General features: G+C 49.7%; 16 protein-coding genes. All 16 read left to right on the top strand.

Translation table 11 applies throughout. The annotated features are described in order from the left end of the window. Window positions 1-62 precede the first annotated feature (62 nt). The 16 genes from rpe to Q4563_RS06015 all read left to right on the top strand — a co-directional run bounded on the left by rpe (window position 63) and on the right by Q4563_RS06015 (window position 15,864). Entirely contained in the window at window positions 63-728 is a 666-nt protein-coding gene (gene rpe, locus Q4563_RS06090) for a ribulose-phosphate 3-epimerase (RefSeq protein ID WP_303603970.1), read from the top strand. Window positions 729-1,191: 463 nt separating this feature from the next. After that, window positions 1,192-2,868 (top strand): hypothetical protein, encoded by a 1,677-nt coding sequence (locus Q4563_RS06085; RefSeq protein ID WP_303603969.1) that lies wholly within the window; start codon window positions 1,192-1,194, stop codon window positions 2,866-2,868. A 256-nt stretch (window positions 2,869-3,124) separates the two neighbouring features. Continuing rightward, a complete protein-coding gene (locus Q4563_RS06080; RefSeq protein WP_303603968.1) occupies window positions 3,125-4,375 on the top strand; it encodes an Ig-like domain-containing protein in 1,251 nt (416 codons plus the stop codon). Window positions 4,376-4,482: 107 nt separating this feature from the next. Next, entirely contained in the window at window positions 4,483-5,406 is a 924-nt protein-coding gene (locus Q4563_RS06075) for a peptidylprolyl isomerase (protein WP_303603967.1), read from the top strand. A gap of 31 nt (window positions 5,407-5,437) precedes the next feature. After that, window positions 5,438-7,129, top strand: a complete 1,692-nt coding sequence (locus tag Q4563_RS06070; RefSeq protein ID WP_303603966.1) for a GspE/PulE family protein — start codon at window positions 5,438-5,440, stop codon at window positions 7,127-7,129. 156 nt (window positions 7,130-7,285) lie between these two features. After that, on the top strand, window positions 7,286-8,485 hold the full coding sequence (locus tag Q4563_RS06065) for a type II secretion system F family protein (RefSeq protein WP_303603965.1): 1,200 nt from the start codon (window positions 7,286-7,288) through the stop codon (window positions 8,483-8,485). Between the two features lie 20 nt (window positions 8,486-8,505). Then, window positions 8,506-8,931 (top strand): type II secretion system major pseudopilin GspG, encoded by a 426-nt coding sequence (gene gspG / locus Q4563_RS06060; protein WP_303603964.1) that lies wholly within the window; start codon window positions 8,506-8,508, stop codon window positions 8,929-8,931. A 9-nt stretch (window positions 8,932-8,940) separates the two neighbouring features. Further along, window positions 8,941-9,402 carry a type II secretion system protein gene (locus Q4563_RS06055; protein WP_303603963.1) on the top strand — a complete coding sequence of 154 codons (462 nt, stop codon included), beginning with the start codon at window positions 8,941-8,943 and terminating at the stop codon, window positions 9,400-9,402. Window positions 9,403-9,404: 2 nt separating this feature from the next. Then, window positions 9,405-9,788 (top strand): prepilin-type N-terminal cleavage/methylation domain-containing protein, encoded by a 384-nt coding sequence (locus tag Q4563_RS06050; RefSeq protein ID WP_303603962.1) that lies wholly within the window; start codon window positions 9,405-9,407, stop codon window positions 9,786-9,788. Continuing rightward, window positions 9,778-10,359, top strand: coding sequence for a prepilin-type N-terminal cleavage/methylation domain-containing protein (locus Q4563_RS06045; RefSeq protein WP_303603961.1), 582 nt, complete (start codon window positions 9,778-9,780; stop codon window positions 10,357-10,359). Before Q4563_RS06050 ends, Q4563_RS06045 begins: the two co-directional genes overlap by 11 nt. A gap of 1 nt (window position 10,360) precedes the next feature. Next, window positions 10,361-11,161 carry a hypothetical protein gene (locus Q4563_RS06040; RefSeq protein WP_303603960.1) on the top strand — a complete coding sequence of 267 codons (801 nt, stop codon included), beginning with the start codon at window positions 10,361-10,363 and terminating at the stop codon, window positions 11,159-11,161. Then, window positions 11,148-12,158, top strand: coding sequence for a PilN domain-containing protein (locus tag Q4563_RS06035; protein WP_303603959.1), 1,011 nt, complete (start codon window positions 11,148-11,150; stop codon window positions 12,156-12,158). Before Q4563_RS06040 ends, Q4563_RS06035 begins: the two co-directional genes overlap by 14 nt. Continuing rightward, window positions 12,155-12,709: a type II secretion system protein GspM gene (gene gspM, locus Q4563_RS06030; RefSeq protein WP_303603958.1), complete on the top strand. Its 555-nt coding sequence runs from the start codon at window positions 12,155-12,157 to the stop codon at window positions 12,707-12,709. Before Q4563_RS06035 ends, gspM begins: the two co-directional genes overlap by 4 nt. 13 nt (window positions 12,710-12,722) lie before the next feature. Beyond that, window positions 12,723-13,274, top strand: a complete 552-nt coding sequence (locus Q4563_RS06025) for a hypothetical protein (protein ID WP_303603957.1) — start codon at window positions 12,723-12,725, stop codon at window positions 13,272-13,274. Then, window positions 13,274-15,454, top strand: coding sequence for a type II secretion system secretin GspD (gene gspD, locus Q4563_RS06020; RefSeq protein WP_303603956.1), 2,181 nt, complete (start codon window positions 13,274-13,276; stop codon window positions 15,452-15,454). Before Q4563_RS06025 ends, gspD begins: the two co-directional genes overlap by 1 nt. A 20-nt stretch (window positions 15,455-15,474) precedes the next feature. Next, the gene (locus Q4563_RS06015; protein ID WP_303603955.1) at window positions 15,475-15,864 is read left to right on the top strand and encodes a hypothetical protein; all 390 of its coding nucleotides are present in this window, start codon (window positions 15,475-15,477) and stop codon (window positions 15,862-15,864) included. The last annotated feature ends 268 nt before the right edge of the window (window positions 15,865-16,132 follow it).

Raw genomic sequence — 16,132 nt, 5'->3', positions numbered from 1 at the left:
GCTAGCATAAGGTAGTATGCAGTACTGATTGGGTTTGATGATTTAACGCTGAGAGAGTGAGTATGATAATAGCGCCTTCTATTTTAAGTGCCGATTTTGCCCGATTGGGCGCCGAGTGTGATGCCGTGCTGGCTGCCGGGGCGGATATGATCCACTTTGATGTTATGGATAATCATTATGTGCCCAATTTAACCATGGGGCCTATGGTGTGTCGTGCATTGCGCGAGTACGGTGTCAGTGCGCCAATAGATGTGCACCTTATGGTGGAGCCAGTCGACTCGTTGATTGAGCAGTTTGCCGCCGCGGGGGCGACCTATATAAGCATACACCCTGACGGAACACGACATTTGGACAGATCTCTGACCTTGATTCGGGACTTGGGGTGCCGGGCCGGCTTAGTGCTTAACCCAGCGGTGCCGGTGGCAGTGGCTGAGCCCGTATTGTCGAGATTGGATATGCTTTTATTAATGTCTGTTAACCCGGGCTTTGGGGGGCAGGAGTTTATTTCTTACACGCTGGAGAAAATCAGCAGTGCCCGACGCATGATTGATAGCAGTGGCTTGCCGATATCTCTGGAGGTTGATGGCGGCATAAAGGTGCACAATATCGCTGATGTGGCTCGTGCTGGTGCGGATACGTTTGTGGTCGGGTCTGAAATATTTGCAGCGAGTGAGTATCAGTCGGTAGTCTCGCGTTTGCGATCAGAGGCTCAAAGCGCTATTTTATGATGCGATGGCGGGGGTGGCGAGGCAAAGAGCTGTTGCTGGTACGTGTTTTGCCTGTTTATGGGTAGATTTTCACAGGCTTGTTGAGGTTGTTGGTCTAAGGCTTTGCAGTGCCTCAAGTTGTTTGTGGGAATTTTTTTAAGTTAGGCCTTCCCAGTCGTGAAAACAGCAGGTAAACTGCTGGCGTCTGGTAAAGTTAGAATTAGTTAACACGTTAGGCACCTCTTTATTTCGGGTGTGATGTTGGTCTAACTTTGAATATGGCGCTAGCCCGCGTTTGGGTTTGAGCTTAAATCGCCCTTCGAGACTATTGTTAAGGTCGAAAGGGTGTGTTAATTTAGAACGCGATTGGGTGTTCACTGAGCATCCGGCCGGTCATGTGCTGGTGGTAAATCGAGTTTGTAGGGCTGTTTTCGGCCCGCTTACAGAAAACAATACGATACTTTGTAAATCTAGGAGCTAGACAATGAAGAAAAAACTTCTACCTTTGGCAATGCTGGCTGGACTGGCTGGTGCAGCAGGTACCGCTCAGGCTGTGCACATCAATTCTGATGGCACTGGCTCGGCGCTGATTTTCCCTTACTACTCAGCGGATGGCGGCAACTACACCACCATTAACCTGACTAACACCAGCAGTGAAGCAAAAGCCGTTAAAGTGCGCTTTATTGAAGGTGTTAACAGCCGCGAGGTGCTCGACTTTAACTTGTATATGTCACCTTACGATCACTGGAGTGTGGCTGTTCAGGCTAACGGTGAAGGCGCTGGCCTGGTGTTGCCAAGCGATGCTGATGGTAACTACGCGGGTGATACCACCTGTACCGTACCTAACTTTGCCGCTTTCCACGAGCTGAGCTCAGACGGAAGCAGTGACCCTATATTCGTTCCTTTCCGTGACTTAGAATATACCGGTGGTAGTACCTCTGGTGCCGATGCGGATGATGGCCCGCAAACTCTTGATCGTGTACGTCAGGGTTACGTAGAAGTCATCGAAATGGGTGTTCTTGACACCGATTGGGCCGACGCTGCCGATCACACCGATGTTGGTATTCCTACCGATTGTGACGCGCTGTCTGCCGCATGGTTGGTTGCTGGTATCGATGGTACCGGTATTGAAGATGGTATCGAAGGTACCGGTGAGTGGGCTCAGGTAGATGCCAATGGTAACCCGTTGCCCGCAGCTGATGAGGGTGACCCATCTGACGGTGTGTTCGCTGCAACTGGTGGTATTTACGGTTACGGCTCTGTTGTTAACGCCAATGCCGGTACTACAGCCACCTACAGTGCAGTAGCTCTGGATGACTTTGATGGCGACGCTCCAAACCACACCGAACCTGGCAGTGTTGAGCCTACTTTGGCAGCTGCTACCGACGTGGCGCAAGTGTTTGGTGGTACCCGCATTTATGACTTCGACACTACTGCGGGTGATGCGGTATCTGTAGCCCTGATGCGCGACACTTTGTCGAACGACTATGTGTTGGACGAAGATCGTTACAGTGCGACCGACTGGGTTATTACCTTCCCGACTAAGCGTTTCTACGTAGAGACTGGAACTGCTGCTGAGCAGGCCCCTTTCACTTCTGAGTTTGGTTGGACTGATGAAGCTCAAGGCGCTTGTGAGCCAATCAATGTTCGCTACTGGGATCGTGAAGAGCAAGAAACTATTCCTGAAGATCCTACCAGCGGCTTGGACTTCTCTCCACGTCCTTCAGTAGAAACTTCTGAGCCTGTTGGCTTTAACCTGTGTAAAGAAGTTAACGTGATTGGTTTCTGGGATGCTTCGGAAACTGACCTGGACGACGTAGAGACTCTGGACGACACTACTTACCGTCCAGCGATTGGTGGCCACGAAGACGGCTACCTGTTTGAAGCTCTGCCCGTTATCTTTGATGCCGGTTGGGCTACCATCGACCTGACTGTTGATGCCTTCGGTGTTGATGTTGCATCGCCAGGTCGTGAGCTGGCTGTAAATGAGCTAACTGACGGTCCTACCGTGATTAACGGTTTGCCGGTGGTTGGTTTTGCGCTGCAAACCTTCATTAATGCTAGCGTTACCGTTGAGCACGAAGGCGAAGAGTACGATGTGGCACAGGCTTATAGCGGCTTGGTTGAGCACAAATACACTCGCTCTGTAGGTAGTGACTAACCACTAGCTGCAAGTTAAGTGGTGATAAAGGCGCAGCTTAGGCTGCGCCTTTTTTTTGTTCAATTTTTGAGGGTAAATAAAGGAGGCGAGCGGTTCGAATTAAGGGGTGAATGGTGCAGGTTTCGAGTATTTGGGCGTTGACAATCAGGCGCGAACAACGCTTAATAGGATCATTAAAGGGTGTTAAGTGATATGCTATTTTGAAATATAAAAGGCGCCCTGTAAGAATCTAAAACTATAGGTATTGAGGGTGATTATGACTTTATTCAAGCAATCGGCTATCGTGGTCGCACTGGGTGCGGCGCTAAGTGGCATGCCTGCAGCGGCCCAGTGGCAGTTGACGGTTAATGGGGCAGATTCCAGCATAACCTACGATGTAGGTTCAGTGGAGGTGTTGCCTGATGGCACCATTACTCTTAATGATGCGGATATAGCTGCTGGCAGCACGGGCACCGCTTGTGGTCCAGGCACTGATGTAAACGCAGCAGGTGACCAGTGTGTAGCTGAGCCAGTCGATCCGGTCAACCCAGCAGACTATTGTGGTAGTGGCACTGACATTAGTGGCGGCCTTTGTGTGGCTGACCCGGTTAACCCAGGTGATTTCTGCGGTGTTGATGCTGACCTAGTGGGAGGCATGTGTGTTGGTGTGGGCGGCGGCAGTGACTCAGCAACAGAGGAGCACTGCGGCCCCGGCACTGAGCTAGACGGTGGCGTTTGTGTGGTGAACTACCCCCCAGAGGTGGTGAGCTTTACCGCAGCCGAATCAACGCTAGAGGAAGGCGATACCAGTACCACCATTACCATTAAGTTTAACGAGGCGGTTAGCTTTGTCGGCAGCTTGTCGGCCACTAAGGGTACGGTGAGTACACCCGTGCCAACGGGCAACCTTAACGAGTGGGAAGCCACCTACACTAAAGGTGATGGCGATACAGGTACCGCGGTGATTACCCTACAGGGCAGTGATTATGAGGATGTTAAAGAGGTTAGTGGTGAAGATAACCGCACCTTGTCGCTGACCCTGGCAGGCGGTGTGCCGGACGCTTGCGCCCCCATTGCCTACACCAATGATGACCTACCCTTTGGTCAGGATGGTGCATATGCCTACGCATCCGGCAAGCAGTCGACCATGCAGGATGTACCATTATCCTTACTGAACAACAAAGGTAAGCATGACGGGATAACGGCGCTGGAATTTACAACTGGCAACAATCCGGACTATCAGGTGGGCTTTATTTTCCGCGCTTATGACAATACCCGCCATGTGTGGATTTCAGAGTGTGCCGGTGGCCCGGCGCTGGATGAGGGCGCTTGGATTCAGCGTTGTGAGGATCAAGGTTCCGCGGAATTGTCGATCAGTGTGCAACAAGGCCCGGCGCGCAGCTATTGTGCCTTGGAGACTAACACAACTTATTACATTAATATTGAGAACGTAACCTGTAAAGCGGGGTCTAAGTGCGACGCAATGACTATGTCTTACTATCCTAACCACGAAGATCACAATAAGTAGTACTCGTTAGTTAAAGAAAGTTAGACAAGTTAGACCATAAACGCAGGCCGTCGGCCTGCGTTTTATTATTATTGTTACTGTTTAATTGAATTAGGTGTTTGATGTTGATGAAAGTCTGTAAACGTGTAGCGGCGATTGCCGTTATTTTAGTGTCTCCACTGGCGACTGCAGAACAAGATGCTCAGGGTGAGGTCATACTGGCCGAAGGCGATGTCACCGTAACGGTGCAAGATATTGTGAATTATGCGATTGTGAACTTAAAGGCTGAGCAGCGCCAAGAAATACTTGAGACTGATAAATTATTGAATCGTGTGACGGATGCGATTTTTTTAACCAAGCTGTTGGCTCGTCAATACGACGGCTTAGAGAAGGTAGACGGTGCGCTGTTGGAGTGGCAGTCTGACTATTATCGCGAAAAATTAAAAGCCGAGGCTTATCGCCGCTACACAACACGTGAGGCTTTTGCGGGGGTGGATTGGCAGCAGTCCGCCAAAGAGGAATATACCGCCTATCCCGAGCGTTATTATAAGGCGGACCGGGTGTCGGTAAGTCATATTCTTATTAAAATTAATGAAACGCCTGAGGCTGCATTGGCGACAGCCGAGCAGGTCAAGGCGAAACTGCAAGCGGGTGAACCCTTTGCCGATTTGGCTCTGGAGTTTTCCGGCGACCCTTCGGTTAAGCAAAATAAAGGGGATTTAGGTTTTTTTGAAAAGGGTAAGATGGTCCCTGAGTTTGAGAAAGCCGCATTTGCTCTGGCCGAGGTGGGGGATATCTCAGACCCGGTAAAAACCCAGTTCGGTTACCACATTATCCAGCTTAATGAGAAGGCCAAGGCTGAGCAGTTGCCTTTTGAGGCTGTAAAAGATGAAATCATTGCCAAGCAAAAACGCGAGTTGCTCAGAGAGGTAAATAGTAACACGACTCTACAGGCCCGAGCATTAAATAAGGAGAATATGACAATCAATACCGAGCTGTTTGAAGCCGTTCGCGAGCAGCTAGCTCCAGCAGCTGGTGAAGACGAGTCATAACCATGGCCATTGTTTGGAAGAACTTTAATACATGAAGTTAGGTGAACATTTAGTTCAGGAAAACCGCTTAACCCAGCGCGATGTCGAACGTGCGCTTTTGGCGCAAACCGAGATGGGCGGGTACTTTGGCGAGATACTGGTAAGCTTAGGGTTAATTGGCGAGCCAGATTTGCTGGCGGTATTATCCCGCCAGTTGGACGTCGAGTTGCTAGCCCCGGGCGATTACCCCGATGAGCCTGTTGCTGTATCGCAAGTGCCAGAGGGCTTTTGGGAGTGCAATCGTGTCGTGCCCTTAAAAATCGGTGTAAAGCCTGAGTTTGCCGCATGTGTGCCGCAAGATGTTTTTTTAAAAAAGGCGCTGACTTTGGCCCTCGGTTGTGAGTGTACCGTTCATTTGGGGGCCGCAGCCGACATTGCTGCGGCGATAAAGCTGCGCCAACACGTCGAAGCCGAAGAGTCAGATGTCGATGAGCTGGCTTTGGGCGAAGTAGATGGGCAAGAATTTGTCGATCATCTAAAGGATTTGGCTAGCGAGGCGCCGGTAATTCGCCTGGTGAATCAGATCATTCATCAAGCGCTAGATATGGGTGCCTCGGATATACACGTCGAGCCGTTTGAGGATGACCTGCACTTGCGCTATCGCGTAGATGGCGTTATTCAGGATGCAGCTAACAAGCCCGACTTAAGCTTGGCTCCTGCGATTGCTTCGCGACTGAAACTACTGGCGCGTATGAACATTGCTGAGCGACGCTTACCGCAAGATGGGCGTATTATGACTCGGGTTAAGGGCCACGAGCTGGACTTGCGCGTGTCTACTATCCCCACTGTACATGGCGAAAGCATTGTAATGCGTGTGCTCGATCGCGATGGCGTGCAGCTCAGTCTTTCTCGTATGGGTTTTGCTGAGGATAATTTAACAACTTACACTGAGTTGTTAAATCGTTCGCACGGGGTGTTGCTGGTAACAGGGCCAACTGGTTCGGGTAAAACAACGACTCTCAATGCGTCACTCTCAACGCTGGACTCAACGGCGTTAAAAATCATTACTGTTGAAGATCCGGTCGAGTATCAGATTGACGGTATTAATCAAATCCAGGTTCAGTCGCAAATAGATCTTACTTTTGCCCGCTCACTACGCGCAATTTTGCGTCAAGACCCGGATATTATAATGATCGGTGAGATGCGTGATGGCGAAACGGCGCAAATTGCGGTGCAGTCGGCCTTAACGGGGCACTTGGTGTTGTCGACCTTGCACACCAATACCGCCGCAGGTGCAATTACCCGGCTAGAAGATATGGGTATCGAGCGTTATTTAATTACCTCTTCGGTAAACGGTGTGCTCGCTCAGCGTCTTATTAGAACTTTATGTGGCCACTGCAAAAGCTCGCGCGATCTGCACGAGGGTGAGGCAGAGCAGCTTGGGCTGGCAGAATTTTTAAAGCCGGGACAATCTCATATATACGAGGCAAAAGGCTGCGCTGAATGCAAAAATAGTGGTTATAAGGGCCGTTCTGCGATCCATGAACTGTTTGTGATGGACGGAGCGATGCACAAGGCGGTGCAATCGGGCGCCGATGCTACCGAGCTCCACGCCACTGCCCGCGCCGGTGGTATGCGCACTTTGTACGAAGACGGGCTACGCAATGTGGCGGCTGGAGTAACTTCGCTCGATGAGGTGCTGCGCGTCACCCAGGATCAAACCGAAACGGCCGACATTATTTAGCCGCTAGACCAAATGGTGCTGCGTAAAGTGCAGGCTTGACGCTGTGCTCCAGCTGCTGTTGTTGTGCACTTCCTTGTTTGAGTTCGCCCATTCACTCAGTCACTCTGCTACTATGCGTAACGTTTACAGCTATGCGTCACGGTGTTATTGATAATTATGCCTGAATATTCTTACAAAGCCGCCAAGCGCGACGGTACATTAACTGAGGGGGTGCTCGAAGCCCCCTCTGAGCCGGCGGCTAACAGCCGCTTGCGCAGTCAGGGCTTGGTGGTTATTTCGCTAGGGCCGGTTACAGCCACTTCCGGTGCGGCGAGTGGTCGCGTCTTTGGTAAAAATCAGGTGTTATCGTTTACCAGTGAGCTGTCGGTATTGTTGCGTGCCGGCTTACCTATAGACCGAGCCATGAAAGTGCTGATTGACATGGCACCCAATGCCGCTGCCGGCCAGGTTTATGAGGATATACTGGCAATGGTAAAAGGGGGGAAGGGTTTTAGCGTAGCGCTGGCACAAAAGCCCGAATTATTTGATGATTTTTATGTCAGCATGATTCGTTCAGGGGAGGCCAGCGGCAACCTGGCGGCGATTTTAGCGCGGCTTTCGCAGCAGCTAGAAAATGCTAAGCAAGTCCGCTCAAGCGTCGTATCGGCACTAATTTACCCTGCCATATTGGCTGCCGTATCCTTAATTTCCGTGCTGGTTATGTTGGGTTTTGTGGTGCCGCAGTTTGAGGCGTTATTCGCCGATATGGGTGAGTCGTTGCCGCTAGTGACTGAGTTGGTGATTGCCGGTGGCGAGGCAATTAAAAGTAATGGTATTTACCTTGTTGTTATTGGGGGTTTGGCGGTTTACGGCATAAAACGCTGGCTGAAAACTCCAAAAGGCAAAGCTGTGTTAGATGCCCGTTTGCTAAAGTTACCGGTGTTTGGTCCTGTGGTGTATAAATATGAGGTGGCGCGCTTTTCGCGTACTTTGGGAACTTTGCTCGAAAGTGGTGTCTCAGTGCTTCAGGCAATTAATATTGCAACAGATACAGTCTCTAACACTATAGTGCGACACTCTCTAGAAGCTCTGGCTCCCGCAGTAAAAGGTGGTGGGCGTATATCGCAGGCACTGGCCGATAGCGGGGAATTCTCGCCCTTAATGATACAAATGGTGCGGGTAGGTGAGGAGTCGGGCCAGTTAGGGGATATGCTGCTTGAATTGGCCCGAGTCTACGATGATGAAGTGTCGGCCGGTATCAAGCGCAGCCTAACATTGTTAGAGCCTATTTTAATTTTAGGCATGGGCGGTATGATTGGTTTTATTATTGTAGCGATATTGATGGGGATTTTGTCTGTCAACGATTTGGCTATGTAGTGTGTTTAAAAGGTAATCCTATGAGAAAAAAACAGCAAGTTGGTTTTACATTGGTCGAATTATTAGTGGTGCTGGCTATTATTGGTTTGCTGGCCGGTTTGGTCGGTCCAAAAGTGCTCAACCAGTTAGGTGGCGCCAAAACGGATACCGCTGGGGTGCAAATTCGAGATTTTGAGCAAGCGCTTGAGATTTATATGTTGGATACCGGGAAGTTCCCCGCCACCGAACAAGGCCTTGAGGCATTGGTTAAAGACCCAGGCGGTGTGGCGGGTTGGGACGGCCCTTATTTGCGTCGTAATGAGCTGCCACAAGACCCTTGGAATAACGATTATGAGTATAAATTTCCGGGTGAAAACGGTCAGTTTGATGTCCTTTCTTACGGCGCAGATGGGCGCCCTGGCGGAGAGGGCGAAAATGCCGATATTGGCAATTGGCAAGTGCGTTAAGTGAGTTGAATGGCCATTAAAACCTCGGCCGGCCAGCGGGGGTTTACCCTGCTTGAGTTGCTTATTGCATTTAGTATCGCGGGACTGTTACTTGCGGTCTCGGTGCCTGCGTCGTACAAAATGTATCAGTCTATGCAGTACCGTGAAGCGGTGCGGGACGTTCGCCAAGCTTTAGAATCTGCCCGCTATACGGCAATGTTGCAGGGTAAGCCCACCGATGTGATCTTAACGCCCCGCATTAAACGTTTAACTTACGCCAATGGCGAGTCCCGTGATTTACCAGAGTTTGTCGACCTCGAAACGCAAACGGCACAGGAGCAAATGGCAACCCCAGATGCAGCCACAATACGTTTTTTTGGAGATGGTAGCTCCACCGGAGGCACGGTAAAAATAGGCCGGAACAATCGCTGGGTGAGATTACATGTGGGATGGCTTTTGGGGCGGGTAGAGCAAACGGTGGATGAGTCGTGAAAATGCAAGAGCCGCAAGGTGGGTTTTCGCTGCTCGAGATGGTGGTGGCAGTGGCTATTTTGGGCATATCACTGGGTATGCTGTATCAGGCGGCGGGCGGGGCTACCCGCAGTATCAGTACCACCGAGGATTACGCTTATGCGGTAACCATGGCGCAGTCTCTATTAGCAAATTATAGTGTGGTCCCCCCTGAAGGGGTGTCTGTACAAGGTGGCGCCGAAGATGGGTATCGCTGGGAGGCGAAATCGCAACCGCTGCTGAACGCTGATGGTGAAGAGACTGGTTTGCATAAAATAGATGTGTGGGTACGTTGGGGGGATCAACTGGCCAAAGACGTACACTTGCCATCTGTTGTGCCTGTCGAGATGGTGCCTGATGACCTCTAACAGTCGCGGTTTTACCCTCGTAGAGGTAGTAGTCTCTATTGCCATTTTGTCGATGATTGTGCTGGCAACGGTCACCGCGATGCGCACATTGGCGCTAACCCAGGAAACCTTACAGAGAAAGTCTGATGGCACCTCTTCGATGGTGGCGGTCACCCGCTTTTTGCGGGGAAGTCTTGGATCTAATCAGGCAATCATGAAGTCCAGGCATGGGTTACCGGCAGGGCAGTATTTCATTGGTGACGAGAATGAGGTCGAGTGGCTTGCACCGGTACCGTTTCCCGGTGCTTCCGGGGGGGGGTGGCAATTGAAGCTGTCCAAGCTGGATACGGACTTGATGCTCCGCTATCGCAAAGATAAAAGCAACCAGCACTGGACCGAAGAAGACGCAAGTTACATTTTGGTGAAAGACGTTGAAGAGTTTAACGTTGCCTTTCGGGCGAATGCTTACTCTGAGTGGCTTGAAGCTTGGGGTGAGGGGTTGTCTGCCGGCATGCCCTCACATGTAAAGTTTCAGTTGAAAGTTGCGGGACGTTACTGGCCGGAACTTATCCTTGAGGTGGGGAGGCTATAGCGTGCCGGCTCTTACTAAACAGAACGGTGTGGCGCTGGCATTGTTGCTGTGGTTTTTAGCCGCAATGGCAATTTTAGTGGCAGGTTTAATGGGGCTGTCGCGGCTGGATTCGCAATCGGTGCGTATGTACATGAACCAAGCGAGAGCAGAGTCACTTGGCGATGCTGCAATGCGTCTGGTCGCAAGTGGATTAGTTGAGGTTTCTGGCGCTGACACTCCTCTACAGGGGGAGGTTTTGCTAGATGGTTATCGTATTTGGGTCCGGATAGTGCCGCAATCAGGTTTGGTTGATGTGCTAGCCGCTGATGTTGAGACTTTGGCCGCGGTTTTTACCGGCGCTGCGAACCTGGAAGCTGCCGAGGCTCTGGCATTAGCCGAATCTGTGGTAGAGTGGCGTGCGCCGTCTGGTGAGGGCAATGAGAGAGAAGGGCCGCCGACAGTTGGGGTGCTAGAGGATGTCATGGGTGCCCCCGGCTTCACTCGTACTGTGTTTGAGTATGCCAAATGGTATCTGTGCGTGGATTGTAATGGCGGAAAACTAGATCCTGCGACAATGTCCGACGAGCTAAGGGTGATGTTGCAGGCCACGGGCGCTGAAAACCAGCCGGAAAATGATGGCTCCGCTCATGATCAGTTGCGACTGAGAGAACCTTCGCGTGTTGATACGCGACTGTCGTTTGGTGGAGATGCGATTTTTCAGCGCAGCGCATGGTTACAGCCAGGGAAGGGGATTGGGCGGCGCTACCCAGCCTTCAAAGTACAAAATCTACAATTTGAGAGTGACAGTTTTGTCGAAGAGTAATCAATGGGAATTGTTCGGTGTTGACTTGCGTCAGCTTGGCTGGCTGTTTAAGCGTGCTTGGCAGGAGGTGTTTTGGGCTTATAGTTCACCGGTTAGAGAAGCTCTCGATAAATCAGTAACCACATACCGTTGGGATAAAGGGAAAGCCCCTGAGTTAACAGCAGCTAAAGGAGCCGGATTGGCTGCGATAGTGTTACCTGATGATTTTGTGTTGGCACGTAGTTTAATGTTGCCGCGGGCCGCGTTGGCTAACTTGCCTGGGGTCATCTCTGCGGAAGTTGATGCATCGAGTCCTTTTTTAGCAGAAGACCGCATGGTCGGGGCGCGCTTAAATGATACCGGGAATCGCTCTGTGGAGTTGGTTCTGGCAATAGTCAGTCGGTCTAGCGTTATGACGTTGTTGCATCAAACCCATGCCGATATCAAGCAGGATGATTTTGAAATTTGGGCAGAACATAAGGGCCAACCGGTTGTGCTGGAGGGGTTTGGTGAGCACCATCGCAATAAGTTGTATAAGAAGCGATTATTCTCGTTAGGCGGTTTTTTTATTTTGGGCCTGTTTTCGCTTTCACTGCTATTGGCTCTTCCTGCTATTTATCAAAACCATAGGTATGCCGAAGTGCAGCAGGCGTTGGAAGCGAGCGAAGACGCCGCAGCGGTTGCGATGCGATATCGCAACAAATTATTAGAAAACAATAACACTCTAGAGGCTCTGCAGCGAGAGAAAACTGAGACCATTAGTCCTTTGATTCCTTTGGCGATATTGAGTGATCAGCTGGGTGATGACGCTTGGCTCGGTGGGTACGAGCAGGAGCGGGGCAAAATAGAAGTCAGCGGTTATGCTAACAATGCGGCGGAGCTTATACAGCAGCTTACTGAGGGCGGCGATTTTAAGGGAGTAAAACCCGTTTCGGCGATTAGGCAGGTACGTAGAAGTAATGTGGAGCGGTTTGAGCTGGAATTACAGCTTGCTACAAATAATGCAGGTGAGCTATGAGGTGGCTAAAAGGCTTGAACCCCTCGCAGTGGGTTGTGGTAATCATACTGACACTAGTGGTAACGGCAGTTGCAGTCCCCAGTTTGACCTTGTTGGTAACAGCATATAAAACACACAGCTCTTTGGCACGAATTGAGCCAAGGATAGCTCGCCTTAAGGGGTTGCATGAGGCCGAGGCAGAAATTTTAGCGTCATCTGAGGATTCCGAGCGAACTTTAGCTCGTTTAATCCTAACGGGTGAGGACGAGAACGTCATTGGCAATAGTATGCAGAATGCAATGCGGGACCTTTTTACTCAGGTGGGTGTTTCTGTAGAGGGGAGCCGTGTTTTACCGTTTGTGGAGCAGGATAGCTTGCAGCGAGTGAGGGTGCGTATAGACGCGACGATGCAAATGGAGCAAATCACACAGCTGTTAATGTTAGTCGCTGATCATCAGCCAATAGTTGTGGTAGATTCCATAGATTTACGGCCCGAGCGTAGACGAAATGCCGATCCACAGGCATTGGAAGTGGCTGTCGTGTTAACTAGCTTTGCTGTCATTCAGAACTAAGCGCTGGGTCGTTATGTTATTTCAAAAAATAAAACGTATTGTTTTTGCATTGACTGCGATCGTATTGATGTTGTCAATGGTGGTGATTGGACTTATGAACCGCGCTGTTGATATCGACCCTGCACCGGCTGACGCTTCTATGTTTGAGCTTACTGAGTTTGCCTTAATGTCCCAGCAAGAGCTGAATCCGGTTATTAACGAGCGCCCGGTGTTTTGGTCCGAGCGCAAGCCTTATGTTGAACCCAAACCCGAACCTAAACCAGATCCCAAACCTGTTAAAAGGAAACCTAATACGGCTTTAGATGGTGCCGAAATTTTAGGTGTGATGGTCGCCCAAGAGTCATCGAGTGTCGTGCTTAAAATTGGTGAAGATGTGCACCGTATTATGGTCGAAGAAGTGTATGAGGATTGGCGTTTAGCTGATGTGACAGAAAACAAAGCTGTGTTTTTGTTGTTGGGCGGCCGCGTTCCCGGTGAATCTACGGTTACAGAAATTGAGTTCAAGCCCCGCCAGCCCTTGCCCAAAACATGGACCGGCAGCGAACAAGACTTTTCGGAGAATTGATGAATACTATATTTAATTTGGCCCAAAAGGTGCGTATGTCTGTGCACGGTAGCGTGACGGCCTCAATGATTTGTTTACTGCTGTCATCCTGTACACAGTTAAACAGCACTGTTGACGGTCAGGTACAGAGTGAGAGCTCTAATAGCTCACTTAGTAGCGTTTTGAAGCAGAATGCAAATAATTCAGATGCAAGTTTTGGCGGCACCTCAGAAACAGCTACTGACGTGGACGACGACTTTGAGAACATAGTGTATGCGGGGTCAGATCAAACCATTTCTACCCCGAAAGCTGAACCGACCACAAAAATGGTGGGTGACGGTGTCAGCTTAAATTTTGAAAATACGCCACTAATAGATGTAGTTCACGGTATTTTGGGGGATATTTTAGCTCAAGAGTATCAGGTGCAGGGCAATATTCCCGGTGTTGTCACTTTAAGAACTCAGGCGCCAATTCCTCGTGATGAGTTATTGGTTATCCTTGAGAGTATGCTTCAGGCTAATGGCGCAGCACTGGTCAAACGTACTGATGGGCGCTATTTGGTGACCGTAAATAAAGGGTTTAGATCGGCTAACCCTTCTTTTAACAATAGTGCGAATGTACAGCCAGGGTATAACAATGTAATTGTGCCCTTGCAGTTTATTGGTGCCGCACAAATGGCTGAAATTTTGAGGCCAGTTGCTCCGGATGACGCTTTTGTTCGAGTCGATACAGTGCGAAACCTTTTGATTCTGGGAGGGACCAGTACCCAGTTAAACGGCTGGCTGGATATTATCGACACTTTTGATGTGGATTTTTTGGCTGGCATGTCTGTGGGGGTATTCCCAATCGAGTATACGTCAGTTGCTGAAGTTGAGTTGGCACTAGCCACCCTAATGGCAACTTCCGTGGGCGAGAAAGCGAGCCCGCTAAGCGGCTTGATTCGTACAGTACCTCTGGAGTCGCTGGGCGCGGTAATGGTAGTTACCCCGCGCAAAGAGCTATTGGGAAAAGTTCAGACCTGGATTGAACGCTTAGATCGGACGCCTTCGCAGGGCGCTGAGCCACAGTTGTATGTCTATGAGGTGCAAAACAGTGAGGCGGGTCACCTTGCGCAATTAATTGGCAATGTGTTTGGTGGCGGTGGTGTTGGTTCATCAAACCGCGGTAACTCAGGGGTAGCCCCCGGGCTGACCCCAAGCAACTTGTCGTCCGATGGCGCGAGCGGCACATCTAACCAGCAATCTCGACAAAAGAATTCAAGTGCCTCCAGTTACTCCTTGGGCGAAGAAATTAAAATTGTCGCGGATGATTTTAATAACTCGTTGCTTATTTATGCTACTGCCAATGAGTATAAAAAAATCAAAGCTGCATTAGAGCAATTGGATGTTATGCCTTCGCAAATTCTCATTGAGGCAAGTATTATAGAGGTCACTTTAAACGATGACTTGCAATATGGACTTGAGTGGTATTTTGATAATAACTTAAGTGGCGGTTGGTCTGGCGACGGCTATGTTGGCTTATCGCCCAACGGTACCGTAAGCGTCCCTTCGTTTGGCTATGCATTCACGAATGCATTAGGTAGCGTACAAACATTGCTCAGTGCAGAGTCTACCAAAGAATTAGTTAAGGTTTTGTCTAACCCTTCTATTATGGTGCTGGATAACCATGCAGCGAAAATTCATGTTGGTACGCAACAGCCTATCCGGGGTTCGCAAACTATTTCAGACGGAGGTGTGATTTCAAACTCTGTTAACTACCGGGATACCGGGGTTAAGCTTGATGTCGTACCTTCGGTTAATGCCGGAGGCCTAGTGACCTTGGATTTAGTTCAGTCTGTCACCGATATTGGGCCTGTGGATGCAGCAACTGACCAAGCCAGCTTTTTCGAAAGGAATATTGAAAGCCGTGTGGCGGTGCGATCCGGCCATACGGTGGTATTAGGTGGGCTGATAAGCGACAACCAAACGAAAGGGCGAACTGGTTTGCCATTTTTAAAAGATTTACCCCTTATTGGTGGCTTGTTTGGTAGTACCACTGCTAATGAAAGGCGTACCGAGCTGTTGGTAATTATTACTCCGCATGTTATGAAAACCGACCAAGATATTCGTGCGGTAAACAAAGAAATGCGCAGTCGAATGAAAGGGCTAAAAGCATTTGAGCAGTCGATTGATAATAGCAAGTTAATCGACCCTAATTTTTAGAAAGGCAATAGGTGAAATTAATGAAAAAAACTTTTTCCTCGTTAATAACATTAGCTGTATTGTTGGCCGGTGGCTGTGCTCTTGTCTCCCCTAAAACAGCTGAGGAGCGAGTGACGGAGAGAGCTTTGGAGCGTTACGATGCTTTGATGGCTGGCAATTATGTAAAAGCTTTAAGGTATACGTCAGCTGGTTATCAAGCTAGAACGACACCTTCGCTATACAGTATGAAATTCGGTGGGTCTAGAGGTTGGGATAGTGTAAAAGTTGCATCGGCTGAGTGCGAAGAAACCCGGTGTGATGTCACTGTCCATGTGCGGCATCGTTTGCAAAATACTAAAAACGGCTATGGTCGGCTTACTAATAAAGAGCGCTGGATTTTGAGTGATGGAGAATGGTGGCTCTATCATTAATTGCAATTTAAAGGAATGCCAATACAGGCTATTCAAATAATAATTGTTGGTTGAGGTTCGAGAAAGTGGTGAGACTCAATGTAGTGGTGCTTGCCTTTAAGGCGATCGGTGTTTCGGTGTTGAGTCTTTATCGATAATTGCCCGGGAAGTGAATGTTAGTGTTTCACGCTTCTTGGTGTCTAGCTAGGGTCTGATGTTCTGCTTACGCCCCCCCCCCAAGTGGTTGTTACCTATTATTGGGTAATTAAAATTGGCAAAGTTAGACAAG

The organism is Gilvimarinus sp. 1_MG-2023, assembly GCF_030548285.1.
This window is presented reverse-complemented; position numbering and strand designations above follow the sequence as displayed.